32 protein-coding genes and 1 pseudogene are annotated in these 23,114 nt (G+C 61.9%); 11 read left to right on the top strand and 22 right to left on the bottom strand.

What is annotated here, in order from left to right:
• Window positions 1-2: 2 nt before the first annotated feature.
• The gene (locus ABIT12_RS16925) at window positions 3-974 is read right to left on the bottom strand and encodes a DUF2125 domain-containing protein (RefSeq protein ID WP_348041966.1); all 972 of its coding nucleotides are present in this window, start codon (window positions 972-974) and stop codon (window positions 3-5) included.
• 153 nt (window positions 975-1,127) lie between these two features.
• On the opposite strand from ABIT12_RS16925, the gene ABIT12_RS16920 reads away from it, so the two are divergent.
• Window positions 1,128-1,670, top strand: a complete 543-nt coding sequence (locus ABIT12_RS16920; RefSeq protein WP_348041965.1) for a gamma-glutamylcyclotransferase — start codon at window positions 1,128-1,130, stop codon at window positions 1,668-1,670.
• Here ABIT12_RS16920 and ABIT12_RS16915 read toward each other — a convergent pair.
• The 4 genes from ABIT12_RS16915 to ftsE form a co-directional block, all read right to left on the bottom strand.
• On the bottom strand, window positions 1,667-2,014 hold the full coding sequence (locus ABIT12_RS16915) for a hypothetical protein (protein ID WP_348041964.1): 348 nt from the start codon (window positions 2,012-2,014) through the stop codon (window positions 1,667-1,669). The genes ABIT12_RS16920 and ABIT12_RS16915 overlap by 4 nt on opposite strands.
• A gap of 136 nt (window positions 2,015-2,150) precedes the next feature.
• Window positions 2,151-2,951 (bottom strand): lysophospholipid acyltransferase family protein, encoded by an 801-nt coding sequence (locus tag ABIT12_RS16910; RefSeq protein WP_348041963.1) that lies wholly within the window; start codon window positions 2,949-2,951, stop codon window positions 2,151-2,153.
• A gap of 91 nt (window positions 2,952-3,042) precedes the next feature.
• Window positions 3,043-3,972 (bottom strand): ABC transporter permease, encoded by a 930-nt coding sequence (locus ABIT12_RS16905; RefSeq protein ID WP_348041962.1) that lies wholly within the window; start codon window positions 3,970-3,972, stop codon window positions 3,043-3,045.
• Window positions 3,965-4,627 (bottom strand): cell division ATP-binding protein FtsE, encoded by a 663-nt coding sequence (gene ftsE, locus ABIT12_RS16900; RefSeq protein ID WP_348041961.1) that lies wholly within the window; start codon window positions 4,625-4,627, stop codon window positions 3,965-3,967. The genes ABIT12_RS16905 and ftsE overlap by 8 nt, the downstream gene beginning before the upstream one ends.
• Window positions 4,628-4,875: 248 nt before the next feature.
• Between ftsE and ABIT12_RS16895 the strand changes: the two genes are divergently transcribed.
• A complete protein-coding gene (locus ABIT12_RS16895; RefSeq protein ID WP_348041960.1) occupies window positions 4,876-5,808 on the top strand; it encodes an MJ0042-type zinc finger domain-containing protein in 933 nt (310 codons plus the stop codon).
• Window positions 5,808-6,218, top strand: coding sequence for a response regulator (locus ABIT12_RS16890; protein WP_348041959.1), 411 nt, complete (start codon window positions 5,808-5,810; stop codon window positions 6,216-6,218). Before ABIT12_RS16895 ends, ABIT12_RS16890 begins: the two co-directional genes overlap by 1 nt.
• Here ABIT12_RS16890 and ABIT12_RS16885 read toward each other — a convergent pair.
• The 3 genes from ABIT12_RS16885 to argH all read right to left on the bottom strand — a co-directional run bounded on the left by ABIT12_RS16885 (window position 6,207) and on the right by argH (window position 9,713).
• Entirely contained in the window at window positions 6,207-7,316 is a 1,110-nt protein-coding gene (locus ABIT12_RS16885) for a winged helix DNA-binding domain-containing protein (protein ID WP_348041958.1), read from the bottom strand. The two genes, ABIT12_RS16890 and ABIT12_RS16885, sit on opposite strands and share 12 nt — an antisense overlap.
• Window positions 7,317-7,364: 48 nt before the next feature.
• The gene (locus ABIT12_RS16880; RefSeq protein ID WP_348041957.1) at window positions 7,365-8,084 is read right to left on the bottom strand and encodes a gamma-glutamylcyclotransferase; all 720 of its coding nucleotides are present in this window, start codon (window positions 8,082-8,084) and stop codon (window positions 7,365-7,367) included.
• A 180-nt stretch (window positions 8,085-8,264) separates the two neighbouring features.
• Window positions 8,265-9,713, bottom strand: a complete 1,449-nt coding sequence (gene argH / locus ABIT12_RS16875; RefSeq protein WP_348041956.1) for an argininosuccinate lyase — start codon at window positions 9,711-9,713, stop codon at window positions 8,265-8,267.
• Between the two features lie 20 nt (window positions 9,714-9,733).
• On the opposite strand from argH, the gene ABIT12_RS16870 reads away from it, so the two are divergent.
• Window positions 9,734-10,399: a TlpA disulfide reductase family protein gene (locus ABIT12_RS16870; RefSeq protein WP_348041955.1), complete on the top strand. Its 666-nt coding sequence runs from the start codon at window positions 9,734-9,736 to the stop codon at window positions 10,397-10,399.
• Here ABIT12_RS16870 and ABIT12_RS16865 read toward each other — a convergent pair.
• The 6 genes from ABIT12_RS16865 to ABIT12_RS16840 all read right to left on the bottom strand — a co-directional run bounded on the left by ABIT12_RS16865 (window position 10,396) and on the right by ABIT12_RS16840 (window position 13,388).
• Window positions 10,396-10,617, bottom strand: a complete 222-nt coding sequence (locus ABIT12_RS16865; RefSeq protein ID WP_348041954.1) for a hypothetical protein — start codon at window positions 10,615-10,617, stop codon at window positions 10,396-10,398. The two genes, ABIT12_RS16870 and ABIT12_RS16865, sit on opposite strands and share 4 nt — an antisense overlap.
• Window positions 10,618-10,622: 5 nt before the next feature.
• On the bottom strand, window positions 10,623-10,805 hold the full coding sequence (locus ABIT12_RS16860) for a hypothetical protein (protein WP_348041953.1): 183 nt from the start codon (window positions 10,803-10,805) through the stop codon (window positions 10,623-10,625).
• 99 nt (window positions 10,806-10,904) lie between these two features.
• On the bottom strand, window positions 10,905-11,588 hold the full coding sequence (locus tag ABIT12_RS16855) for a rhomboid family intramembrane serine protease (RefSeq protein ID WP_348041952.1): 684 nt from the start codon (window positions 11,586-11,588) through the stop codon (window positions 10,905-10,907).
• Window positions 11,589-11,591: 3 nt separating this feature from the next.
• Window positions 11,592-12,185: a cob(I)yrinic acid a,c-diamide adenosyltransferase gene (locus ABIT12_RS16850; protein WP_348041951.1), complete on the bottom strand. Its 594-nt coding sequence runs from the start codon at window positions 12,183-12,185 to the stop codon at window positions 11,592-11,594.
• Window positions 12,186-12,264: 79 nt separating this feature from the next.
• Window positions 12,265-12,465, bottom strand: coding sequence for a twin transmembrane helix small protein (locus ABIT12_RS16845; RefSeq protein ID WP_348041950.1), 201 nt, complete (start codon window positions 12,463-12,465; stop codon window positions 12,265-12,267).
• Window positions 12,466-12,488: 23 nt separating this feature from the next.
• The gene (locus ABIT12_RS16840) at window positions 12,489-13,388 is read right to left on the bottom strand and encodes a LysR family transcriptional regulator (RefSeq protein WP_348041949.1); all 900 of its coding nucleotides are present in this window, start codon (window positions 13,386-13,388) and stop codon (window positions 12,489-12,491) included.
• Between the two features lie 87 nt (window positions 13,389-13,475).
• Between ABIT12_RS16840 and ABIT12_RS16835 the strand changes: the two genes are divergently transcribed.
• Window positions 13,476-14,426, top strand: coding sequence for an NAD-dependent epimerase/dehydratase family protein (locus tag ABIT12_RS16835; protein WP_348041948.1), 951 nt, complete (start codon window positions 13,476-13,478; stop codon window positions 14,424-14,426).
• Here ABIT12_RS16835 and gluQRS read toward each other — a convergent pair.
• Window positions 14,423-15,274, bottom strand: a complete 852-nt coding sequence (gene gluQRS, locus ABIT12_RS16830; protein WP_348041947.1) for a tRNA glutamyl-Q(34) synthetase GluQRS — start codon at window positions 15,272-15,274, stop codon at window positions 14,423-14,425. The two genes, ABIT12_RS16835 and gluQRS, sit on opposite strands and share 4 nt — an antisense overlap.
• A gap of 14 nt (window positions 15,275-15,288) precedes the next feature.
• On the opposite strand from gluQRS, the gene ABIT12_RS16825 reads away from it, so the two are divergent.
• The 6 genes and pseudogenes from ABIT12_RS16825 to ABIT12_RS16800 all read left to right on the top strand — a co-directional run bounded on the left by ABIT12_RS16825 (window position 15,289) and on the right by ABIT12_RS16800 (window position 17,972).
• The gene (locus ABIT12_RS16825) at window positions 15,289-15,945 is read left to right on the top strand and encodes a DNA-3-methyladenine glycosylase 2 family protein (protein ID WP_348041946.1); all 657 of its coding nucleotides are present in this window, start codon (window positions 15,289-15,291) and stop codon (window positions 15,943-15,945) included.
• 106 nt (window positions 15,946-16,051) lie between these two features.
• Window positions 16,052-16,708: an alpha/beta fold hydrolase gene (locus ABIT12_RS16820; RefSeq protein WP_348041945.1), complete on the top strand. Its 657-nt coding sequence runs from the start codon at window positions 16,052-16,054 to the stop codon at window positions 16,706-16,708.
• Window positions 16,709-16,809: 101 nt separating this feature from the next.
• Window positions 16,810-17,367 carry an HNH endonuclease gene (locus tag ABIT12_RS16815; protein ID WP_348041944.1) on the top strand — a complete coding sequence of 186 codons (558 nt, stop codon included), beginning with the start codon at window positions 16,810-16,812 and terminating at the stop codon, window positions 17,365-17,367.
• Between the two features lie 64 nt (window positions 17,368-17,431).
• Window positions 17,432-17,683, top strand: a complete 252-nt coding sequence (locus ABIT12_RS16810) for a type II toxin-antitoxin system ParD family antitoxin (protein WP_348041943.1) — start codon at window positions 17,432-17,434, stop codon at window positions 17,681-17,683.
• Window positions 17,683-17,820, top strand: a pseudogene (locus ABIT12_RS16805) (type II toxin-antitoxin system RelE/ParE family toxin); the annotation flags it as partial. The gene ABIT12_RS16810 and the pseudogene ABIT12_RS16805, both read left to right, overlap by 1 nt.
• Window positions 17,821-17,831: 11 nt before the next feature.
• Window positions 17,832-17,972, top strand: coding sequence for a type II toxin-antitoxin system RelE/ParE family toxin (locus ABIT12_RS16800; protein ID WP_348041981.1), 141 nt, complete (start codon window positions 17,832-17,834; stop codon window positions 17,970-17,972).
• Here the strand turns inward: ABIT12_RS16800 and ABIT12_RS16795 are convergent.
• The 7 genes from ABIT12_RS16795 to ABIT12_RS16765 all read right to left on the bottom strand — a co-directional run bounded on the left by ABIT12_RS16795 (window position 17,969) and on the right by ABIT12_RS16765 (window position 23,040).
• Window positions 17,969-18,481: a disulfide bond formation protein B gene (locus ABIT12_RS16795; RefSeq protein ID WP_348041942.1), complete on the bottom strand. Its 513-nt coding sequence runs from the start codon at window positions 18,479-18,481 to the stop codon at window positions 17,969-17,971. The genes ABIT12_RS16800 and ABIT12_RS16795 overlap by 4 nt on opposite strands.
• Window positions 18,482-18,558: 77 nt before the next feature.
• Entirely contained in the window at window positions 18,559-19,389 is an 831-nt protein-coding gene (locus ABIT12_RS16790; protein ID WP_348041941.1) for a DUF72 domain-containing protein, read from the bottom strand.
• A gap of 2 nt (window positions 19,390-19,391) precedes the next feature.
• Window positions 19,392-19,982 (bottom strand): TMEM175 family protein, encoded by a 591-nt coding sequence (locus ABIT12_RS16785; RefSeq protein WP_348041940.1) that lies wholly within the window; start codon window positions 19,980-19,982, stop codon window positions 19,392-19,394.
• Between the two features lie 87 nt (window positions 19,983-20,069).
• Complete coding sequence (locus tag ABIT12_RS16780) at window positions 20,070-20,231, bottom strand: hypothetical protein (protein WP_348041939.1); 162 nt, start codon at window positions 20,229-20,231, stop codon at window positions 20,070-20,072.
• Window positions 20,232-20,367: 136 nt separating this feature from the next.
• A complete protein-coding gene (locus ABIT12_RS16775) occupies window positions 20,368-21,951 on the bottom strand; it encodes a copper resistance protein CopC (protein ID WP_348041938.1) in 1,584 nt (527 codons plus the stop codon).
• Window positions 21,952-21,996: 45 nt separating this feature from the next.
• On the bottom strand, window positions 21,997-22,518 hold the full coding sequence (locus tag ABIT12_RS16770) for a DUF1775 domain-containing protein (RefSeq protein ID WP_348041937.1): 522 nt from the start codon (window positions 22,516-22,518) through the stop codon (window positions 21,997-21,999).
• A 156-nt stretch (window positions 22,519-22,674) separates the two neighbouring features.
• Complete coding sequence (locus tag ABIT12_RS16765; RefSeq protein WP_348041936.1) at window positions 22,675-23,040, bottom strand: hypothetical protein; 366 nt, start codon at window positions 23,038-23,040, stop codon at window positions 22,675-22,677.
• Between the last annotated feature and the right edge of the window lie 74 nt (window positions 23,041-23,114).

The following is a 23,114-nucleotide window of genomic DNA, read 5'->3' as shown; positions in this document are numbered from 1 at the left end:
GCCTAGAACGCCGGCAGCACGGCGCCGACCGGGATGATGCCCGAATAGATGGCGCCGGCCTTGGCGCTCAGCTTCTGGTGAGACACCCCGTCGGCATCGGGATTGCCGAGCACGATGGCGCGGAAGGGCGCGTCGATCAGCGGACTGACCCGGTCGGCGACACCCTTGGAGGTGACGTCGAGCTTGCCTTCAAGCAGGCCCCGTGGATCGAGCGACAACTCGCCCGCTGCATTGAGCGTACTGGCATCGGTATCGCTGGCATCGACAGTGAGGTTGCTGAGCTTGCCGCCAGCCTGCTGGATTTGCCGCAGGATGTCAGGTTCGCCAAAACGGCGGACGTCATCGGGCAGGCCAATAATGTCGGTGCCGATCTCGGCGGTGCCGTCGGTGATGGCAAAGCCGGGGATTACCGCATCGGCGGCCTTGGTGTAAAGCGCCAGCGCCGCGCGACCGGTTTTGGCATCGTGCTGTTCGGGAATGTCGATCAGGTGGAATTCGACCTTTGGGCTTTTGGCGATCAGGTTTTCGCCTGCGAGGGTATCGTTCCAGACTATGTCGTCGCCGATCACCGAAATGCGGGCGATGCGCCAGCCGTCGAGGCGGATACTGGCCTGCAGGCCGGACCAGTTCACGGCGCTCTTCGAGCCGGTAAAACTGTCTTCGATGGTCACCGGGCTCTTGGCCGAGGCGAGCATGAAGGTGGGCTGATAGACCTGAACGCTGGCACGGACGCCCGCGATTTTGATCACCTGGTCGGCATTGGTGATCTCGGCGTTTTCACAATCGAGATTGAAATGGAATGGGTAGCCGCCGACATCGAGCGTGCCACAGCTGAGCTTTGGCGTAGCGACGCCATCCGCATCAGCCAGCAGCACGACGTTCTTGCGCACCTCGTTGGCGATGAAGAACCAGGCTCCGGTCCACAGCAGGACGACGACGAGAACGGCGATGCCGAGATAAATGATTCGTTTCATGACAAAGTCTTAGCTTTCCCGAAGCGTCCGCAACAGTGTGGTTGGCGGTAGAGGAGCAATGTGGACAAAATCGGGTGGTGAAGCCTTTGCAACGCAGCTAGGCAGGCGCAGGCGGTTGCCCGGTGGCAGCCTCACGGCTAGGTTCTGATGACAATGACTGTGCAAGCTCCCGACAGCGCCATGACCCATTGGGTGTTCGGTTACGGATCACTGATCTGGAATCCGGGCTTTGCCTTTATCCGCAGGCAAAGGGCGCTGCTGATGGGCGCGCATCGTAGCCTCAGCGTGTTATCGCACCATTATCGCGGCACCGTGGAGCAACCCGGCCTGGTGTTCGGGCTGGCGCGCGGCGGCTCCTGCCATGGCATGGCGTTCGAGGTGGCAGACGCCGACTGGATCGGTGTGCATGATTATCTGCGCCAACGCGAGCAGGTGACTATGGTTTATAAGGAAGCCTTTCGGCCGGTGCGTTTGGCCGAGGGTGGCAGCGCGGTGGCACTGACTTATCTGGTGGATGAGCGGCACGAGCAATATGCCGGTGAACTATCGCTGGAGCAGCAGGCTGAAATGGTGCGCGCCGGGGTGGGCATTGCCGGACCCAATATCGATTATGTGGTCAATACCGCACAGCATCTGGCGCAGTTGGGGATCAGGGACCGGGCGCTGTCGGCATTGGCCAGTCGGCTGCTGGCTTAGGCTGCAGCCGACTGGCTCATTTCCGGTTCGGCGCCTTCAAGATCCCAAATGGTGGCAAGGCGTTCAGTGTCGTCGCCGGTATGGGCCAGCCGAAAGGCCCGGTCGGCGCAAGCCATGGCGAGGCGAAACCGGGTGCGGCTCATCGGGTCAACGATCAGCTCGGTGGCCGAGCCAACCCAAAGCACCAGGCTGCCCTTGGCAATCACGTGCAGCTCGCGTTCCAGCAGCGAGAATTTTTCCAGGCTTTCGGCAATCAGCCCATAGGCGCGGCCCGAGCGGCCAAGCCAAGTCGTCCCCCGAGAAAACCCCGATCCAAAGCCGATGCCTGCAGTGATTGGCGCCATTTTCCTCTATTCCCCTGTTCCCGCAGAAGAAGAACAAAAATAGAACAAATTTTAGTTAATGTCAAACACGTTTGTAACGTGTTTCTAGATGTATGGGCTGGCGCGGTGTGGGTGTCAATATATAGTGGTTTTAGGCTCAGGGCCGCGCGGCGCGCGCTGCGTCGATTCCAGCCTGCAAACGAGCATCGACCGGGCGCGACAGGCCGCGATCGACCGCCGCCAGAATCAGGGCATTCGACTCCGGCTCGATGGCATTTTTGAGTCTTTTCTGGAATTCATTGGCCGACAGGCCCGGCTCAATGGGTGGCAGAAACTTGGCCTCGGCCGTGCCCGGCCAGAGCATCAAACTGTTGCGGCCCCAGAACAGGCCGGAATTGAGGGCCACCGGCACCACCGGCACATTGAGTTCCATATAGAGCCGCACCACACCCTGCCGATAATCGGCGGGGGCGAGCGGCGCCTTTCGGGTGCCTTCGGGGAAAATGACGATACGGCAGCCGCGATCGATAGCGGCGTGGGCCTGCGCCATCATCAGGGGAATGGCTTCGGCGCCCCGTTTGCGGTCGACTTCGATGCAGTCGAGCGATTGCGCGGCCCAGCCAAAGAAGGGAATGCGCATCAGTTCCTTCTTGACGATATAGGCGGGGCGTCCGGTATGGGGAAAAATCGCGAACACGTCCCAGTCGCTCTGATGCTTGGCGGCGATGATGCAGCCGCCGGGTGGGATGTTTTCCAGCCCGCTGACCACTGTCTTGATGCCACCCAGGCCGCGCAGCAGCGCCAGATTGGAGGCGCACCAGTATTTGGCGGTGGCCCAGCTGAAATTGGTCCGGCGACGGGTGACCAGCGCGGCGGTGCCGATAAGGACAGCAACGATCACTGTCTGGCCGATGAAAAGCACATAAAAGATCGCCGACCGGATTGCCTGCAGTACCATCAACAAAGTCTCTCCTGCGGCCATTTTGCCGCCGGGTTCCGTCTTAGCCGGGCCGGCTTGGTTTGGCTACGCAAAGTGTCGTCAGTCGACCCTAGGAGGTCTGCGACAGATAGCGCCGCACGGTCAGGCGCGAGGTGATGGCGGTCAAAGCGGCAATCACCGGAATGACCGCGACGATGCCGATAATGCCATCGGTTCCCAGCGCAAAGCGCCCGAACAGCACGCCGACCTGGGCGCCCGCTTCGCTGGACAGCACATTGCCGGCGGCGGTGCCGACAAGGCCAAAGAACAGGATGGCGGCGATGCCCCCCAGCAAACCGCCCTGCATGCCGATGGACAGGAAACGGCCCTGGAATTCGCCGGCGACGAATTTGTTGGAGGCGCCGATATAGTGCAGAACATCGACAATTTCGCGGTTGGACGCCATGGCGCCGCGCGTCGCGAAGATGATGGCGAGCACTGTGGCGACAATAATCAGCGTCAGCACCAGCAAGCCTGACAGCACTACGGCACCCGCCATGGTGTTGAGCTCCTGCCGCCAGGCGGCATGGGTATCGAGGCTGGCGCCTTTGACTGCCGTGAGGTCGCGGCTGAGCTTGTCGATATCGGCATCCACCGGATCGCCGAGATGGACCACCACCAGGCGCGGAATTTCGATCGCCGTCAGGTCAAGGCCGGCGCCGAGCCACGGCTCCAGCAGCTTCTGGCTTTCTTCCAGCGTCAGCGCGCGGGCGGAAGCGACGCCCGGCGTGCCTTCGGCCAGGGCTACGGCGGTGCGCAGGTTGGATTCCATCACTTCGCCCTCGACCGGACGGATCTGGATGGTGACTTCGCGCCCCACATCGGCCGACCAGGCGATGGCGGATTTTTGCACCAGCACCACTCCGCCCAGCGTTACCGCCGACAGAAAGGTCATGATGGCGATCAGTAGCATCAGCGTGCGGCCAGCCACCGAGCGTTCCGGCACGATGGCGGCGGCGCGGCTGCGGCGGGGCAGCATTGTCTTGATCACCTCAATCATGGATCACCAGCTCGCCCTTGGAGAGCAGCATGCGCGGATAGGAAAACTGGTCGAGCAGCGGCAGTTCATGGGTCGCAAGGATGATGGTCATGCCCAGCGTGCGATTGAGTTCGGCAAACAGGTGCACGAGGCGGCTCGACAGATCGGGATCGACATTGCCGGTCGGCTCGTCCGCCAGCAGCACTTTGGGGCGTCCGATGACGGCGCGGGCAATCGCGGCGCGCTGTTTTTCGCCGCCCGACAGCAGCGACGGCAGGGCATGCATGCGCTCACCAAGCCCCACCCATTCGAGCAGTTCGGTGACATTGGGGCGGTATTCACTTTCGGCCTGGCCGAGCACGCGCAGCGGCAGTGCCACGTTTTCAAAAGTGGTCAGATGATCGAGCAGGCGAAATTCCTGAAACACGATGCCGATATGGCGGCGCATCTGCAGCAGGCGGTCCTGGGTCAGATTGGTGACATCTTCGCCAAACATGGTGACGCGACCGCGCGAGGGCTTGAGCGACAGCAGCAGCAGGCGCAGCAGCGAGGTCTTGCCTGCGCCGGATGGGCCGGTGAGAAAATGGAACGAGCCGGGCTCGACCGAAAAGGTCAGATCCTTCAGGATTTCCGGGCCATTGCCGTAGCGCAGGCCGACATCGGAAAATTCGATCACGCTGTCAGGCTCCCTGATGATCCGTTTTCGGTCCTCTGACAGCCGCATTCCGGCGCCAGACCGAATCAGTCAATGGCGGTTACCTTAACATTGCGCGGCTGCCGATGCGGCTGGATGGGCGCTTTGGGTGTGGATTGCGGTGCATTTATGGTGGGTCGGCATAGTTCATCGGCAAGATTTGAGGAGTTTTAACCCGGCCCCGTTAGGGTCAGGTCGAAGCATCTCCGCTTCTGGCATTGCGCTGGCTCATGATCATCACCTGTCCACATTGCCAGACGCGCTACCAGGTCACCTATGAGGCGATCGGGGCGGCCGGTCGCAAGGTGCAATGCGCCACCTGCAATCAGGCCTGGCAGCAGGGCCCGCCCACCTCCGCCGAGGAGTTGCAGAACGACCGGTTGCAGGATGACGTCCACGAAGACAGACTCGACGAAGCGTTCTCGGAAGCCGAGCATGCTGCAGCGCAAGCCGGTACCAAGCCATCCAAGGCGAAGCGCGATGCAGCGCCGTCCGAGCCGGCCTCCACCGTCGATCCTGCGGTGCAGCGCAAGCGGCAGCGGGCCTTTACCCAACGGCAAAGCTCGCTGTTTGCGCAATTGCCGATGGCGCGACTGCGCCGCGCAGCCCGCGTTCTAGGCGTTGTCGTGCTACTGGCAATCGTTGTGGGCAGCTATTTCGGGCGCACCAAGATGGTGGAAATGTTTCCCGCAATGGCTGGGGTCTATGCTGCCATTGGGCTCAACGTCAATGTGCTGGGGCTGGAATTTGCCGATGTGGCGACCCTGCGCACGCTGGTCGATGGCAAGGAAGTGCTGATGGTTTCGGCCACCATTGTGGGCATGATGCCGGAACCCGTGGTGGTGCCACAGGTGGTGGTGACACTGATCGGACCGGACGGCAAAGGCATTTATGAATGGAGCGTCCGCCCGGAAGCGCGCGACCTGAAGGCGGGCCAGCATTCCAGCCTCAAGACCCAGTTGACCTTGCCGCCGGGCGATATCGTGCGGGTGAAGCTGACCTTTGCCGGTGGCAATGCCAGCCAGACGGCGGCATCGGCCGATGCCATGCCGGTAGATGCCGCGCCCAGCGAGGTCCCTCCCGCCGCGACGCCCCCGGCGCCCCAACTGGCGGCGAATACGGCAGAACCTGATACACATTCGATCCCTGCGGAGCATAAATAATGGCCAGAATTCTCGTTGCCGAAGACGATGACTCGGTGCGGGCATTCGTGGTCAGTGCGCTGACCATGAAGGGCCATACCGTCGTGGCCGCCGAAGATGGGGCCTTGGCTGCCGAAATCCTCGCCGATGAAAATGGCGCCTTCGATCTGCTGCTCTCCGATATCAAGATGCCGATCATGGACGGCATCGCGCTGGCGCTGACCGCTGCCGCCAGCTTTCCCAGCATGATCATCGTGCTGATGACCGGTTTTGCCGATCAGCGCGAGCGGGCCCATGGGCTGGAGACGCTGATTTATGACGTCATCGTCAAGCCGTTCACGCTGGCCGATCTGCTGGCCAAGGTCGACGATGCGCTCGCCGGCAAGCCAGTCGAAGTGGTGTCGCTTGGTCGCCGTGGGCTAGACCAGTAAGTCCTTGTCGAAATCCACGCTGACGGCCTTGGCGTCGGCCTGACAGAAGTGGGCAAAGGCCAGGCCTTCGGCCTCGATCTGTTCGGCCGTCCGTTTGCCAATGGGCACGTAGGTGGCGATGCGCAGATGGGCGACGCCCTTGACCAATTTGAGCCACCAAGCCCCTTCGATCATGCCGTCGATCAGGATCGGCGGATTATAGCGGTTGATGGCGAACATGATCGGCCTGATGTCGTCGGCGACGATGCGGGTCCGGTTGGCAAAGCCCAGGAAAATATTGTCGTATTCGGGAATGAAGCGGATCGGCGCCGGGGTGTCGGCATCGGGCCGTGGCGCATTGGGCAGGTCGAACAGTTCGCGGCCGGTATCGTCGGTAAAGGTGACGAGTTGGTCGCGCAGGGCCTCGAAATCCGGGGTCAGCAATGTCAGCCCACACCATTGCTGCATATCCTGAACGCTCGCCGGCCCAAACGCTCGCAGGTAGCGCAGCACCAGATCCCGCCGCCCAAACGCGGGTGCTGTTTGCCCCGGCAGATAGGTCTCGATGCGTTGCAGCAGCGGCGCGCGCCCGACGTTCCACAGCCGGGTGGGTGGCACCTGCACCAGGGTTTGGGTGCAGTGGAGATATTGCGCCATCGAATGGGGATCGCTGCCTGGGAAGGCCGGTGCAAGTAGTTGGGCCAGATCGCTATTGGTCAATTGCTGGCGGTCGAGATGGGCAATGCCCTTGGCCATGACCGCCGCCTTGTCGGCATCGGCAAACCGTTTGGTATAGGCAGCGGCCCAGCCGCGCTCCATTACCGATTGCAGCAATGGCCGGAAGGAAAGCAGGTCGGCTGCCGTGTGCAGATGCAGCGTCGCCCGCAGTGTGGCGGCGCGAACCAGCGATTTGTCCACAATCAGCGCCGTCATTGCGTCATGGGAAAACCCCGCAAGGCGAGACCACAGGCCGTGATAGGGCGCGTTGCTGGTTTGAGCCTGCAGGCCGCCGAGACGGTCAATGGCGTCGACAATGCCCAGATCGCTGCGCTCCAGCAGCAATTGTCGGGCCAGCAGGGCGCGGTTGAGTTGGTGCGTGGCGATGGTTGGCCCGGTCATCTTCCCTCCTGGGTAGAAAGGATAACCTGACCCTGCTGACAGGTTTGGTCAGGATCGTTCCACCACGCCGAACCGCGCCTCGATGCGCTCGGCCACCAGGTCCTGCAATTGCCAGAGATGCGGATCGTGGATGCCGATTTTTTCCAGATGCTGCACGGTGGCAAACAGGTATTCGGCCATCGAGCCGCGGGTGCCCACAGCAGTGGCCAGCACGTCGGCGATATGGGCATTGCTCAATCCGGCAACATAGCGGCCGGAATTGCGATCGATACAGAAGGTCAGCGCCTTGATGGTCCGCTCGCCACTGCTCACCTTGACCCAGCGCGGTGGAAAGGCGGTTGGCCGCCAGCCCATTTCGCGCTCGAACAGCTTGACCAGATTGTCTTCCAGGTGCCGTGCCGGCAGCCGATACAGCACGCCATTGCAGGCGCCGCCGCGATCCAGCGCCAGCATCAGCCCCGGGGTTTCCTCGCTGCCGCGAAAGCGGGTGTTCCAGCCCAAGCAGAACGAGCGGTGCCAGCCATGGACGAGGCCGGTGCGCATCTCGACGAAGTCGCAGGCCGGCTTCCAGATCAGCGAGCCATAGGCAAAGATCCAGACCTCATCGTTGGGCTGCCCAGCCATCAGTGCTTCGATGGTGGCCAGATGATCCTCGCGGGTGGCCTGCACCATATCGGCCGGTGGCGCCGGCAGGTTTTCATCAACCTCACCAGGCTGCAGAAACGCCACATGGTGTTCGGTCAGGCGCATCTGGCGGTTGGCATGCATTATTCAGTTGCTCCAGTCTTCCCTCGCCCCTTGCGGGAGAGGGTGGATCGGCGCAGCCGAGACGGGTGAGGGGTTGGTACAGCCAGGGTGTCATCTCCACCTTCGCTGGCCCCTCATCCGCCCTTCGGGCACCTTCCCCCGCAAGGGGGGAAGGTCATACCGTGCAATAATTCGCCCCTGCTATTCAACCCCGCCGTCGCCATGGCCGCCATGCTTTTTAGCGGCGAGCACGCGCGGGTCGTGAGGCTGGCCGGTGAGCAGGGTTTTCCAGCGGGCGGCCTGCACCACCACATTGGCCGGCGCGGTGCCGCCATAGCTCTGGCGCGAGGCGACCGAGCTTTCCACCGTCAGCACCTTATGGATCCGGCTATCGATGCGTGGATCGACGAACTTGAAATCCTCAATGGTGAGCCCTTCCAGTCCACAGCCCTTCTGTTCGGCCAGGGCCACCACCTGCCCGGTGACATGGTGGGCGTCGCGGAACGGCATGTTGATCTCGCGCACCAGCCAGTCGGCAATATCGGTGGCGGTGGAAAAACCGGCGCTGGCCGAAGCGTGCATTCTAGCGCGGTTAAAGGTCAGGTCGCCGACCATTCCGGTCATTGCTGCCAGCGACAGGCTGAGTGAATCCAGCGCGTCGAAGGCGATTTCCTTGTCTTCCTGCATGTCCTTGGAATAGGCCAGCGGCAAACCCTTCATCACCACGATCAGCGAGGTCAGTGCGCCGAGGATGCGGCCGATCTTGGCGCGGACCAGTTCGGCGGCATCGGGATTGCGCTTTTGCGGCATGATCGAGGAGCCGGTGGAGAACTTGTCGGACAGCCGCACGAAGCCGAACTGCGCCGACGACCAGATCACCAGTTCCTCGGCAAAGCGGCTCAGATGCACGGCGCAGATCGCCGCGGCCGCCAGGGTTTCGAGGATGAAATCGCGGTCTGACACAGCATCGAGCGAATTGGCGGTCGGGCGATCAAATCCCAAAGCCTCTGCGGTCATGTGCCGGTCGATGGGGTATGACGTGCCGGCCAAAGCTGCCGAGCCCAGCGGGCTTTCGTTGAGGCGTTTGCGCGCATCGGCAAAGCGGCCGGCATCGCGACCGAGCATTTCCACATAGGCCAGCAGATGATGACCAAGGCTCACCGGCTGGGCCGATTGCAAATGGGTGAAACCGGGCATGATGGTGTCGGCTTCGTCTTCGGCGCGGGTGACGAGGCCCAGTTGCAGCGTTTCGATCTGGGTGATCAGGATATCGATGGTGTCGCGGACATAGAGCTTGAAATCGGTGGCCACCTGATCGTTGCGCGAACGGGCGGTGTGCAGACGCCCTGCAGCGTCACCGATCTTGTCGCGCAGGCGGGATTCCACATTCATGTGGATGTCTTCGAGCGAACGCGAGAATGTGAACGTGCCCGCTTCGATCTCGGCCAAAACCTCGTTAAGGCCCGCTATGATGGCGTCACGGTCGGCCTGCGTCAGAATGCCGGTTTGCGCCAGCATGGTGGCGTGGGCGATTGATCCCGCGATGTCTTGCTTGTAAAGGCGCTGGTCGAACCCGATCGAGGCGTTGATTTCTTCCATGATGGCGTCGGGGCCACTCGAAAAGCGGCCACCCCACATCTTGTTGCTCATCACTGTTTCCTGGAGCTTGAATGTCCGAACAAAGCCCGCCGCAAACCGGGAAGTCACCGCTTCCACGGCTGTACATGACCCTTGGGCTGGCCGCTATTGGCGTAGCTATATCGGCCTGGCTTTACCTTAGCAATGGCGCGGCGACGGCCACTGAATGCGCGGTGCAACCGGCTCAGGCAGCCATTATCGAAGGGGCCGCCAAGGGTGAATTGGCAGCGCTCAACGGCACCGGCGAAGGGCGCGGCTATGCCAGCCTTGTGTTCAAGGACGCCGCCGGCAAGCCGATGAGCATCGCCGATTTCAAGGGCCGGGCGCTGCTGGTCAACTTCTGGGCGAGCTGGTGCATTCCCTGCCGGCAGGAAATGCCGGCGCTCGATGCGCTGGCCGCCAAATACAATTCCGACAAGTTCATGGTCCTGCCGATCAATCTCGATATCGGCGACGGCGGCCTGGATAAGGCGCGCAAATTTCTCGCCGACGGCAAGTTCGCCAATCTGCCGCTTTATGCTGATAACAGTTTTGCCGCGTTCGAACGGCTCAAGACCGAGGCGGTTTCAGTGGGCCTGCCGACCTCGCTGGTGCTCGATGCCAATGGGTGCGAGTTGGCGGTGCTGCAGGGCCCGGCCGAGTGGAACACGCCCGATGGCGAGGCGGTGATCAAGACGCTGGTGGAGATGAAGGGCTAAACCAGCCTGTCCACGATCGCGCCGCTGTCGATGGCGATCGGTTCGACCTCGCCGGTGGGGCTGAACATGGCTTCGCGCGCCGCCTCTTCAAACGCTGCTGTCTGCAGCGTCGTCCGCATTTCGGCGACTTTGGCCAATTGGGTGTTGAGCGAGGCGCCCTGCTGATCGACGAGGCGGTTGACCATCACTGCGGGGCTGATGCCGATCGCGTTGGTCATGGCGGTCACGCCAGCTTGTCGACGCGGGTGCCCTGGCCGGGTGGCGGCGGGGCCTGGGTGGACTGGGCGATCATATCGACCACCATCTGATCCATCTCGTTGCTCTTCTTGAGCATCGCATTCTGCATGGCGGCCTGGGTGGGCGCACTGCGGGCGGCGACCAGTTGCATGCTCAAATCGCTATCCATCGTCGTCTCCTTTCCCGGTTCTAGAACGGCCAGAATAGGGCCTCCGCCGTAAAGAAGGGTTGGAAGGGTGCCGACAATTTAAAGCAAATGCGATTGTGCTTAATGACCGCCAAACAGCGGAACGTCGCGGCGCTTGAGCAGTGGAGCCAGCGCCAGTCCGGTGGCAAAGCCACCTAGATGAGCCCACCATGAGACCGGCTCGTCCGAACCAATCATCACATAGAACAGCTGCGAGGCAATCCAGAAGCCCAGCATCCAGAAGGCCGGAATCGGCAGTGGGATCGGAATGACGATGCGTGCCAGCACCAGCACCCTGGCGTGCGGATACAGCAGGATATAGGCGCCCATCACGCCCGCGACCGCGCCGGAGGCACCGACCAGCGTGGTGTTGTCGCTGAGGTTTGACGCCAGATGCGCCAGTCCCCCCAGCGCCGTACAGGCGAGGTAAAACCCGAGGAACCGCCAATGGCCCATGGCGTCTTCGACATTGTCGCCGAAAATCCACAGGAACAGCATGTTGGTCAGCAGATGCAGCCAGTCGGCATGCAGAAAGCCGTAGGTGAACAGGGGAGCCCAGTCCGGCAGCCAGGGCAGGGGATTGGGGTAGGCATTGGTCACCACGATGGGGATAATGCTGTAATCGATGGTGAGCTGATCGAACGCGGCGGGCGAGAGGCTCGCCTCGAACAGATAGATCACCGCATTAAGCGCCATCAGGCCATAGGCCACATAGGCAAAGCGGACGTAGCGGATCGGGTTGTCATCATGGAGCGGCAAGACCATTGGTCAGCCGCGTTTTTTGGTGTCGGTGTAGTTGCCCGGCACCCAGAGCACGTCCTTTTCGCCATTGGCATTGACCACCCGCCCTAGCACGAACAGCAGGTCGGAGAGGCGGTTGAGATAGCGGATGGCTTCGGGATTGGTGTCCGGCTCGCTCTCGGCCAGTTCGACCACGATACGCTCGGCCCGGCGGGTGACGGTGCGGGCCAGATGCAGCGCTGCCGCGGTCGGCGTGCCACCGGGAAGCACGAAACTGGTGAGCGGGGCGAGATCGGCGTTGAAATGGTCGATCTGGCGTTCGATCCAGGCGGTCTGCACCGGGGTGACCCGCAGCGAGGGGTGATCGGCGGGATCGTCCTCGCCCGGTGTGGCCAGATCCGAGCCGACATCGAACAGGTCGTTCTGGATGCGGGCCAAAAGGCTATCGATCTTGGGCATTGAACTTGTGGTCAGCCGCGCATTGCCGACAAAGGCATTGGCCTCGTCGATGGTGCCATAGGCCTCGACGCGCAGGTCGAATTTGTGCCGGCGGGGACCGCGCACCAGCCCGGTGGTGCCGTCATCTCCGGTCTTGGTGTAGATGCGGTTGAGTTTGACCATGGCATCGGTCCTTCCGAACGTATCGGCGCGGCCGATTCCTGAACTATAGGGTAGCGGTAGCCAGTTTTTGGCGGCGTGCCTAGCTGTGCGGTCCGCCGAACAGGAATAGCGCACCCATCAACAGGATCAGCGCCACGGCCTGGCCGATGACGCGCATCCGCATCAGCTTCTGGCTGGTATTGCCCGAGCCGCCCTTGAGCATGTTCCACAGGCCCAAGCCAAGCGCGCCGACGGTAAAGATCAGCGCCAGTGCGATGGCAATGTTGAGTAGAATCTGCATGAGAACCTCCGGGGTTGTTTCCCCTATACGTCGTGGCCTTCAATATAGGCCACAAGTCCGGCGGCCAATGCGTCATAAATGGCACGAATCCGCACGCTGGTGAACAATTCCCGGTGTGTGGTGAGCCAGACTTCAAGCGCCGGAACCGGCAGTTGTGGCAGGATGGCGACCATGCCCGGCGTGCGCCTGACCAGCTGGTGCTGGCCAAAGCCGATGCCAAGTCCGGCCCGGATCAGCTCGAACAGGTTGGTCTGGCTATCGGTGCGGAACGCAAAATGCTCGCGGGTCAGCGCAAATCCCAGCTTGGTCGCATAGGCGGTAATCAGATCGGAGCGGTCGAGCCCGACCAGATCGTGCCCGTATAGCTCCTCGATCTCCACCGGGGTGCCGCGTTTGGCCAGATAGCTCTCGTGGGCGCAGGTCACCATGGGCAGTTCGCCCAGCCGCTTGGCGATCAGTTCAAGCTGGGTCGGTCGGAACATGCGGATGGCGATATCTGCCTCCCGCATCAACAGGTTCTCCGCCGAATCGGAAGGGACCAGTTCAACAGAGATGGCCGGGTATTTTTCGCGGATCGGCACCAGCAGCGTGGGCAGCACATAGTGCGAGACCACCGCGCTGGCCGTGATCCGCACCGTGCCGGCCAATTGCTCCTGCGCGCCCGCCGCCATGATCGCGGCCCGGCCGAGCGAAAGCCGCGCGGCCTCTACCGGCTCATACAACCGTAGTGCAGTGGCATTGGGCTTGAGCCCGCCCAGGCTCCGTTCGAACAGTGCGACGCCAAGCGTCTGTTCCAGGGTTTCAATATGTCGGCCAATGGTGGGCTGGCTGAGCGCCAGGAGCCGCGCTGCGCCCGAGAGCGAGCCTTCGGCCACCACTGCCGAGAAGCTGCGCCACAGCGACCAATCCGGCGTGCTATTCATAATTGAATGCCCGATGTTCGAATTTTGCGAATATCAAAACAATAGTGAATGGCGGATGCTCTGTCCATCACCTCAAGGAGAGATCAGATGAGCAAGGGCAAGGTTACGGTTCTGGGGATCAACGGCCATATCGGTCGCGCCGCTGCCAGAGCATTTGTCGATGCCGGCTGGAGCGTCAGCGGCATGGCCCGCACCAACCGCGCGCCGCTGCCGGGCGTCACTTTCATCAAGGGCGATGCGGGCGTGCGGAGCGATATCGAAGCTGCCATTGCTGGCGCCGATGTGGTGATGAACGCGCTCAACCTGCCCTATGACAAGTGGGACAAGGGCCGCGCCGAAGCCCAATTGGCCACTGTGATTGCCGCGATGGGCGATTCGGGCAAGACCATGATGTATCCGGGCAATGTGTATAATTACGCCGCGACCGATCGGGTGATGACCCCGGCGACGCCGCAGCATCCGGAAACACCGCGTGGCGCCATTCGCGTGCGTCAGGAACAGATGCTGGAACGCGCCGCCAAGGCCGGCAAGTTCCAGGCCATCATCATCCGCGCCGGCGATTTCTTTGGCCCGGACAACACCGGCGACTGGTTCGATCAGGCGATGATGATGGATGTGAGCAAGGGCAAAATCCATCATATGGGTGGGCTCGAAACTGCCCATACCTGGGCCTATCTGCCCGATCTCGGCGCGGCCTTTGCCCAGCTGGCCGAACAGCGCCAGACGTTGGCGGCGTTTGAAAACTTCCACTTCGAAGGCCACTATGTCACTCATGGCGCACTGATGGCGGCGATCCAGAACGCCGCCCCACGTCCGGTCACGGTCACTCCGCTGAACTGGCTGATGTTCCAGCTCCTGTCGCTGGCCGTGCCGATCCTCCGCGAAGTGCTGAAAATGCGCTACCTGTGGAATAATCCGATGAAGCTCAGCGACAGCCGGCTTGAAGCCATGCTTGGCCCCGATTTCGGCACACCGCTCAACGCCGCTGTCGCCGCATCGGTGGGCAAGTTCTTCGTCGAAAAGAAGCTGGCGGCCTAACCGAACCCCAGTTCCGCCCGGACCCGCTCGGGCGTCCATCCCGCTTCGTGCAGGCTCGCCAGACTTGGCGAGCCTTTCGACTTGCTGAGCTTTTTGCCATCGTCGTCCAGCAGCAGTTTGTGGAACGTATAGATGGGCGGGACCAGGCCGAGCAGGAAGGCCAGCAGCACGTGAATGTCGGTTGCCGCTTCCATGTCGCGGCCACGGGTCACGTGGGTTACCCCCTGCGCCGCGTCATCAATGACGACGCTGAGATGATAACTGGTTGGCGTGCCCTTGCGCTGGAGCACCACATCGCCCCAGCGCGCCGGATTAGCATAGCGGACCTGCGGCCGGTCAGTGACCAGCGGGCCGGCAACCGTCAGAGTCTGTGGCCCCGCCATGGTGATGGCCTTGTCCATATCCAGCCGGTATTGCACCGCGTCGCCGCGCGCCAGTCGCTCGAAAATATCGATCTTGGACAGATGGCGGCAGGTGCCGGGGTAGAGCGGCGCGCCATCTGGATCGGTGCCGGTGGCATGCGCGGCGATGTCGCTGCGTGAGCAAAAGCACGGATAGAGCAGGCCCAGCGCGCGCAGTTTCGTTGCCGCTTCGGCGTAGACCGGAAAGCGCGCCGACTGCCGCCAGACCGGTTCGGGCCAGCTCAAACCAAGCCAGGCCAGATCGTGCGTTATCGCCGCGTCGAATTCGGGTTTACAGCGTTCAATGTCGGTGTCCTCTATCCGCAGCAGCGCGGTTCCGCCCAGCGCAGCGGCCGCCTGCCAGGTGAACAGTGCCGAAAAGGCGTGGCCGAGATGCAGCGGGCCATTGGGACTGGGCGCAAAGCGCAGGATGGGGCGAGGTGACATTGGTTGGTCCTAGCATGAGCGGACAAAGCCCGACAATTCGGCTCGACACGCTTGCCGCGGTCGAAGCCCATCTCGATCAACTGGCGATCATTGATCCACGGCTGGTGTCCGTGCGCGCGGCCACCGGCCCGGTGACGCCGCGCATCAATGAGCCGGGCTTTATCGGCCTCGCCAAAGTGATCTGCGGCCAGCAATTGTCGGTGGCCAGTGCCCGCGCCATCTGGGCGCGCTATGAGGCGCTCGAAGGCGCGCTCGATCCGGTGAGTTATCTCAATCTGGATGAAGCGGCAGTGCGCGGCGTCGGTTTTTCAGCCGGTAAATATCGGACGGTAAAAGCGATCGCGGAGGCGGTGGCGGCCGGCGCGCTGGATTTTGCTCATGTGGAAACGCTGCAGGCGGACCAAGCAGTGAAATATCTGACAGCGCACAAGGGCATCGGGCCATGGACCGCCGAGGTCTATCTGATGTTCTGCGCCGGGCATCCGGATGTGTTTCCGGCCGGCGATCTGGCGCTGCTCAAGGCGGTGCATTGGGGCCTGCACCTCAATGAACGGCCCAGCATCAATCAGATGGTGGACATCGCCAAAACCTGGGCGCCGTATCGCTCGTCGGCGGCGCTGTTGTTCTGGCGTTATTTCGCGGTGATCAAGGAACGCGACGGCATCGTCTGATCGCATGCAATCGGGACGTTCGCGGAGCAGTGCTTGTGGATTTCTCCCAGTTGCGCGAACCGTGGCCAACTGGCACGAATGACCGATATTTTGAGGATTTTTAATAATGTCCACCCTTTCCGGCCCGATGCTGGCGCCCCTTTCAGGGGCCGAGCCCAAACATCTCGTGGTTTTGCTGCATGGTTTCGGTTCCGATGGGGCTGATCTGATCGGGCTGGCGCCGCATTTCCAGCCGCTGCTGCCTGATGCGCTGTTCGTGGCGCCCGATGCGCCGCAGACGGTGCCGGGCTATCCCTCCGGGTTTCAATGGTTTGCGCTCAATTACGACAGCGACCGGGTTGCCAATCGGCAGCATGGCCTGCCGGTGGCAAGGCCGGTTCTGGTCGGGTTCCTTAATCAATTGTGGGAGCAGACCGGGCTATCGGCCAAGGACACTGTTCTGATCGGATTCAGTCAGGGCGCGATGATGGCGCTGCATGTCGGGCTGTCGCTGCCCGAGGCGCTGCTGGGTGTCGTCGCGTTTTCGGGCGCGTTCGAACCGTCGGCCAATTTTGGCGATGTGCCCAAGGCGCCGGTCTGCATCGTGCATGGCGATCAGGATCAGGTGGTGCCGGCCTATCTCGGCGATGCCGCCGCGGCAGGGCTCAGGGCCGCCGGCTATGACGTGCGTCATTATGTGGCGCGTGGCGTCGGTCATGGCATTTCGCCGGACGGACTGGCCTTTGCCTCAGACTTTGTCCGGGATGTGGCTTCGATCGCTTAAGGCTTAAAAAATCATTGTAATCCCCGCTTCACAGCCCTGTCACAAAGGGCTTAGAGTATAGGGGCTATGGACCATCTCGATTCCCGTTACGGGAGCCTCTAGTGACCATCCATGTGTCGCCTGAGACCTGTCCCGCCCTTGTGTTGAATGCCGATTTCCGGCCGCTCAGCTATTATCCACTCTCGTTGTGGTCATGGCAGGACGCCATCAAGGCGGTGTGTCTGGATCGGGTCAATATCGTCTCCGAGTATGACCTCAAAATCCACAGCCCCAGCTTCGAGATGCGGCTGCCCAGCGTGGTTTCGCTCAAGGACTACGTCAAACCGGCGCGCCATCCGGCGTTCACGCGGTTCAACGTGTTCCTGCGCGATCGCTTCCAGTGCCAGTATTGCGGCTCGCGCGACGATCTGACCTTCGATCACGTCATTCCCCGTTCCAAGGGTGGTCGCACGACGTGGGACAATGTCGTTGCCGCCTGCGCGCCCTGCAATCTGCGCAAGGCCAACCGGATGCCGTGGGAAATCAAGATGTACCCGCATCAGGCGCCCTACCATCCCACGGTACACGACTTGCACAACAATGGTCGCGCGTTCCCGCCCAACCATCTGCACCAGAGCTGGCTGGATTATCTCTACTGGGATATCGAGCTGGAGCCGTAGGGCCGGGTTGCGCAGTCGGCAGCCAATAACTATTATTGGCTGGCTGTAACTGCGGAGATCTGACATGGCAATCAGTGCTGAACTGGGTGAAGCGCTCGAGAAGGCCGTCACCGAACTGGTTGAAACTGGTCGCTACAATTCCAAAAGCGAAGTGCTGCGCGAAGGCGTCCGGCTGGTGCAGGAGCGCGAGGCGCGGTTCAAGGAGCTGGACACAAAGGTCCGGCTGGCGATCGAGCAGGCGGAAAGCGGGAAGCTGCTATCCGACGATGAGGTTTTCGGCGAATTGAGCCGGCGCTATGCCGACGATGCCGCTTGATGCAGGTGGTCTATACCCCAGTTGCGCTGGCCGACTTGCGGGAGATTGGCGACTATATTGCCATCGACAACCGCCGGCGCGCGCAAAGCTTTATCTTTGAGCTGCGAGAGGCGTGTTCAGCGTTGCTGGATGAGCCGCTTCGCTATCGCTGCAACCACAATGGGCAGAAGACGGCGTTCGGCGCCGGCCGTATGGCGCCTACGCCATACTCTATCGCGTCGTGGCGGACCAGGTGCAGATATTAAGGGTCCTGCACAGCGCTCGCGACTTGCGGGCGCTGGATTTTTAGTCCTTCCGGTTCAACCGGAACTGCGCCATCATCGACACAACCAGCAACACCACCACCGCCAGCGACACCAGCGCATTGTACCCAGCCAGCGAAATTCCCAAAAACCGGAATTGCACCTGATCGCAGGGGATGACGTGGGCGGAGTTCAGGTCCTTGAGGGCGTCAAAGGTGAAGTCGCCGCCGGTGCCGGTGCAGGCGGTGGGGCCGGGCCAGAATTTCCACTCGACCCCAGCATGGTAGCCGCCCATGAAGGTGCCCCAGATGAAAACGGCGGTGGTGATCGCCATGGCGATGTACCAGACCCGCAGTGGCAGGCGGTTCCACAGCAACAGGATCAGCGCCATGATCGGCAGGCCCCAGTAATAGGCCCGGCGCTGTTCGAGGCAGAGTTCACACGGGATCAGGCCGCCGAATAGCTGGCTGCCCCAGGCGCCGGCAATGGCGGCGAGGGCGAGTATGAAAGCCACGGCGGCGGCCTTCTTGTCGAGGGGGGCAAAGATCGAGGTCATGAACGCTCTTTCGGGGTGACGCTGCGGTTTGAGTAGTGCGGCTTGGCGAGTTTTTCCAGTCGCCAACTGCTTTGTGATCAATCGCCCGGCAGATTGATGCCAAGCGCCTGTCCAAGCGCAACGGCATTGGCCGGGGCATGCAGTTTGTCTTCATGAACGAAATAGGCAAAGACGTCGCGGCCCGCATCGGTCCAGGTTTTGACCTGTGTGGCCCAATTGGCGATGTCGGCAGGCAGATAGCCGGCAGCGTCGGCGCGCGCGGGACCTTGCAGACGGCAATAGGCGAAATCGGCGGTCAGTTCGCGGCCGGGTTGCTCCATGGTATCGGCAATGACCAGCGCCACATTATGGGCGTGCAGCAGGTCGCGGGCAGCCGCTGTGTCAAAGCTCGCATTGCGCACCTCGATGGCGTGGCGGATGGCGCCGACGCCTTTGGTGTCCAGATACGGCTCGGATTTCAGCCGCCCATCAGCCTTGGTGGCCAGCGCCACATAGTCGGCGGTGGTTTTCGGCAGCATGGCGAGAAATGTGCCCAGCGCGCCCGCATCAAAGCTCAGGTTAGGCGGCAATTGCCAGACGAACGGTCCGAGCTTTTCGCCCAGCGCCACGGGGCCGGAAGCGAAAAAATTGGCCAGCTCGATCTCGCAGTTTTTCAGCCGCTTGATGTGGGTGACCAATTGCGGGCCCTTGATCGAAAACACAAAGCCGGCCCGCGCTTCGCCAGCCCATTTGGCAAAGCTGGCGGGCTTCTGGTTGGCGCGGAAGGTGGCGTTGATTTCGATGGTGCCGAGGCGGGAACTGGCAAAGGCCAGTTCGTTCTTCTGGACCAGCCCATCGGGATAAAACACGCCGCGCCAAGGCTCGAATACCCAGCCGGCAGTTCCGGTGCGCGCGACGGCTTCAGCCATGGTCATTCCTCGGCAGGTTCGTGGACAAGATTGTGCTCGATGCGACGATCGGGAATGAACCATAGAACCGCAATCACGGCGTAAATGGCGCAGGCCAGCCAGGTGTTGAAGAAGGCCGTGACAATACCGACCAGGATGATGCCGCCGCTGGCGCGGCCCTTCCAGTCGCCGCCAATGGCGATCTTGAGCTTGGAATGGGGACCCTGCGAGGCAATGATGACCTGCTGCAGGATGGGATAGGCAATGCCGGCCATCATCATGACGAAGCCGTAGAGCGCTACTGGCAGGGTTTCGAAGTGGTTTTCGCCCATCCAGCCGGCGGTGAACGGGATCAGCGACAGCCAGAACAACAGATGCAGATTGGCCCACAGGATGGCCCCGTTCACCCTGGTGACGGTGTGCAGCATATGGTGATGGTTGTTCCAGTAGATGCCGACAAAGATAAAGCTCAGCACATAGCTCAAAAACACCGGCAGCAGTTCAGCCAGCGCTTCCAGCGTCGGGCTGTGCGGTACCTTCAGTTCGAGCACCATGATGGTGATGATGATGGCGAGCACGCCATCGCTGAAGGCTTCCAGTCGCGTCTTGCCCATGATCGTTCCGCCACCTTGATGCGACAGAACGATAGCGTGAAACCTCACGCCGGTGAAAGGGCCGGTGCGGCTTTGCCTGGGGCAGGATCAGCGCGAGGCGCGTTCGAACAGCCGCACGATCGTCTTGACCAAAGCCTCGATCAGACGTGCCGGATGATAGCCGGTCGCTGGTGCTTCGACCTGCCAGTATTTGGCGTCGTGGCGTGCGCGGATATTGGAAGTCTCGGTGATGTGTTCGAAAATTGTCATGGTGCGTCCCCTCTGTTGTTGAGTAAGAGCGCAATTGCGGGTTGCCGCAACAGTACTGCGATTTCAAGCTGAACCAGCAGTTAACCGCGTAGAAGTTCAGACGGGGAGCAAATTGCCCTGATCTCAGCGTCACCGTCTAGGGCATTAGGTTGATCGTGTCGTGTAGTGAAATCATCTGAAAATCCGACACCCGAATATCCAGCCGCAAGGTCCAGGTTCCTGCGATTGGAAACAGCACATCGGGCGCCAGCCAGGAGCCGTCCTGCTGCTTTTCGGTGGCATATCTGATGGGTTCGATGCCGGCCGATGGATTGCTGATGACCAGCGTCAAAGCCTGCGGGTCGACCGGGCCGAAATCGGCGGCCATCGGGAAGATCGACACGCTGGTGCTGCCCACCCCTCCTGAGGCCAGACTGACCTGGGCCATCAACTGGTCGGTGTGAATATGGACATCGAGCGGCGGCGCCTTGGCCGGCGTCTGCATGGCGCGCGGCGGCGGGGTGAACCGCCAACAGGCGGTAACGCCTTGGATGCCAAAGATCAGGATGATTTCGACGACGATGACTTGCACCAGCTTTTTAGTGGCGGCGGTCTTACCGCGCATTGCGGGCGTGGTAAGACGCCAGCGATTGCAGGCGGCCAGGATCAGCAGTGCCACAAACAATGCCAGCTTGATCACCAGCACAATGCCATAGGCCGTGGTGATCAGCGCAGCGATAGAGCCAAGCTGGATCACAGCCAGGGTCGTTCCAGCCGCCACCAGCAGTGCGAGCACAAACGGCATCGTTCTCGAAAATCGCTGCAAAGCGGGCAGAGTTGCCGGACTTGGCGTGCGCAGCAGCGTGGCCAATGGCAGCAAGGCGCCGGCCCAGAAGGCAATGGCCAGCGCATGGATGAACACGGCGGGCCGCGTCAGCCATTGCGGGTCAGCACTGGCGGCGTGCCCGGTTGCCGTCAGCGCCAGACCAATGCCGACCAGCGCCACCAAGGACAGCGCCCTTCGAGCAGTCGGCGGTGCGCGGTCGGCCAACAGCGCCAGGACCATCGCTGTGCAAGCCAATGCAGCAGACGGCCCAATGCTCGTGGCAAAGCCGATCTGCCAGACGTCGAGGCGCACCAACACGGGTAATGACAGCCCGAGGGCATCCAGCCCCTGCAGGCCCACCAGAATTGGCGTGGCAATCATTCCGGTAATGAGCAAAGCCAATTCAGGCCTGCTTGCGTGGGTGCGAACCGGCACCAGCCAGACGCGGAAAAACGCGCCGCCGACACCAAAGAACAGACCGGCATAGAACCCGATCTTGCCCATCCACAGCGCCGCCGGTACCGACCAGTCAGTGGCTGCGGGCACTGCCGCGAACCCCACGCTGGGCGCCCCGATCGAAAACACGATCGAGCCGCCAACCGGGTGGCCATCGGTGGAAATCACCCGGTAACTCAGAACGAAGGTGCCATTGCCCAGCTTGGCCGGCGCAACGATTTCCAGGGTCGAGCCGACCAGCTTGAAATCGGTCAGCGTCAGCGGCGCGCCAGTGGCCTTGAACAGTGTGAGCACTAGCGGCGACACCGGCTCGTTGAACTGCAGGGACAGTGCGGCCGGCGCCTCTGCCAGGACGGCATTGGCTGTCGGCGATGAGTCGACCAATGACGCGTGGGCAAAAGCGCTGCCAACCAGACATAGCCAGAAAATGATGGCGGGAAGCAGCGGCGACCTGGGCATGGCGGCTCCGATGGGAAAGGGGCGCTGTTGCCAGCGCCCCCGGTTTTAGTGGGTTGGCACCGCGTCGATCAGCTTGACGCCGGGCGGTGGCAGTTCGGGTTCCGGCTGGCCATCGGCCGGGATTTCGATCCAGGCGTCGCTCTTGTCGCCGCATTCCTGGATCACCGGGAAAAACACGGTGCTGCCCACTTTCAAATCGGCGGTGATGGTGCCGCGCAGCAGGAATTCGTCGTAGAAATCGTCCGGCAGATTGCCGCCGCCCCACACCACTTCCTTGACGCCTTCGGTCAGCGCCGTGCCGTAATAGTCGTAGGACTTGGCATACTTGCCCTTTACCGTTTCGACGGTCCAGCCGGGTTTGGGCTGTGGCTTGACGGCGATAACGCCTTCGGGGATTTGCACGCGGATTTTTGTGGTGGCGGCGCCGTCGCAGCCATGGCCCACCTGGAACAGGGCCTTATAGGGGGAGCCGACCGGGGTTTGCTTGGTCGCCAGGGTAATGTGGGCAAAGGCGCTGGTGGTGGTTACGGCGGCGAGGAAAGCTGCACGTGTCAGTTTCTTGAACATGGTTCAATCCTGGATTCTGAAAAATTGAGAAACCGAAGGCGCATTGCGCCGTCAACATGGGGGCGGGGCGCTAGCGTAATGCCGTCAATGCGCCACCGTCCGTGAGGCGGGTACTTTCGGCCCTGGCTGTGCCCGGCCTTGTCCATGGTGCCAGATCTAGAGGATCGGCGGTGCGCGGGGACTGGTGGTGCGGGCGTAAGCAACGCGGCCCACTGGCTGGGGTGCCGGCGCATGGGCCGCTGCTGCAACCATGACGAATGCTGGCAGGGCCAGGCATGGCGCCGGCGGCAGATCGGCACTGCCGCCAATCCGGCAGGCATGGCAGGGCTGGTGATGCAGCTCGGGATTGTCCTGCCCAGTTTGTTGGCAAACAATCGCCACGGCCTGATCGGACAGCACATAGGGGGTCAGATCGGTGGTGTAGGCGACCTGAACGGCCTGGGCATGGCCGAAATTGAGGAAGAGCAGCGCCAGCACGCAGAGCGCGCGGACAACTTCCCCGATGATCATGCGCTGGCCCATTTGCCCCCCGCCCGCAGAACTACACCATTCAAATCGGTGCCGTCACGGCACAATTCTGTCGCAGGGAGGGATGT

Origin of the sequence: Devosia sp. (assembly GCF_039927955.1) — a bacterium.
Classification (GTDB): domain Bacteria; phylum Pseudomonadota; class Alphaproteobacteria; order Rhizobiales; family Devosiaceae; genus Devosia.
Note: the sequence above shows the minus strand (reverse complement) of the source record. Positions and strands in the feature narration are given on the sequence as shown.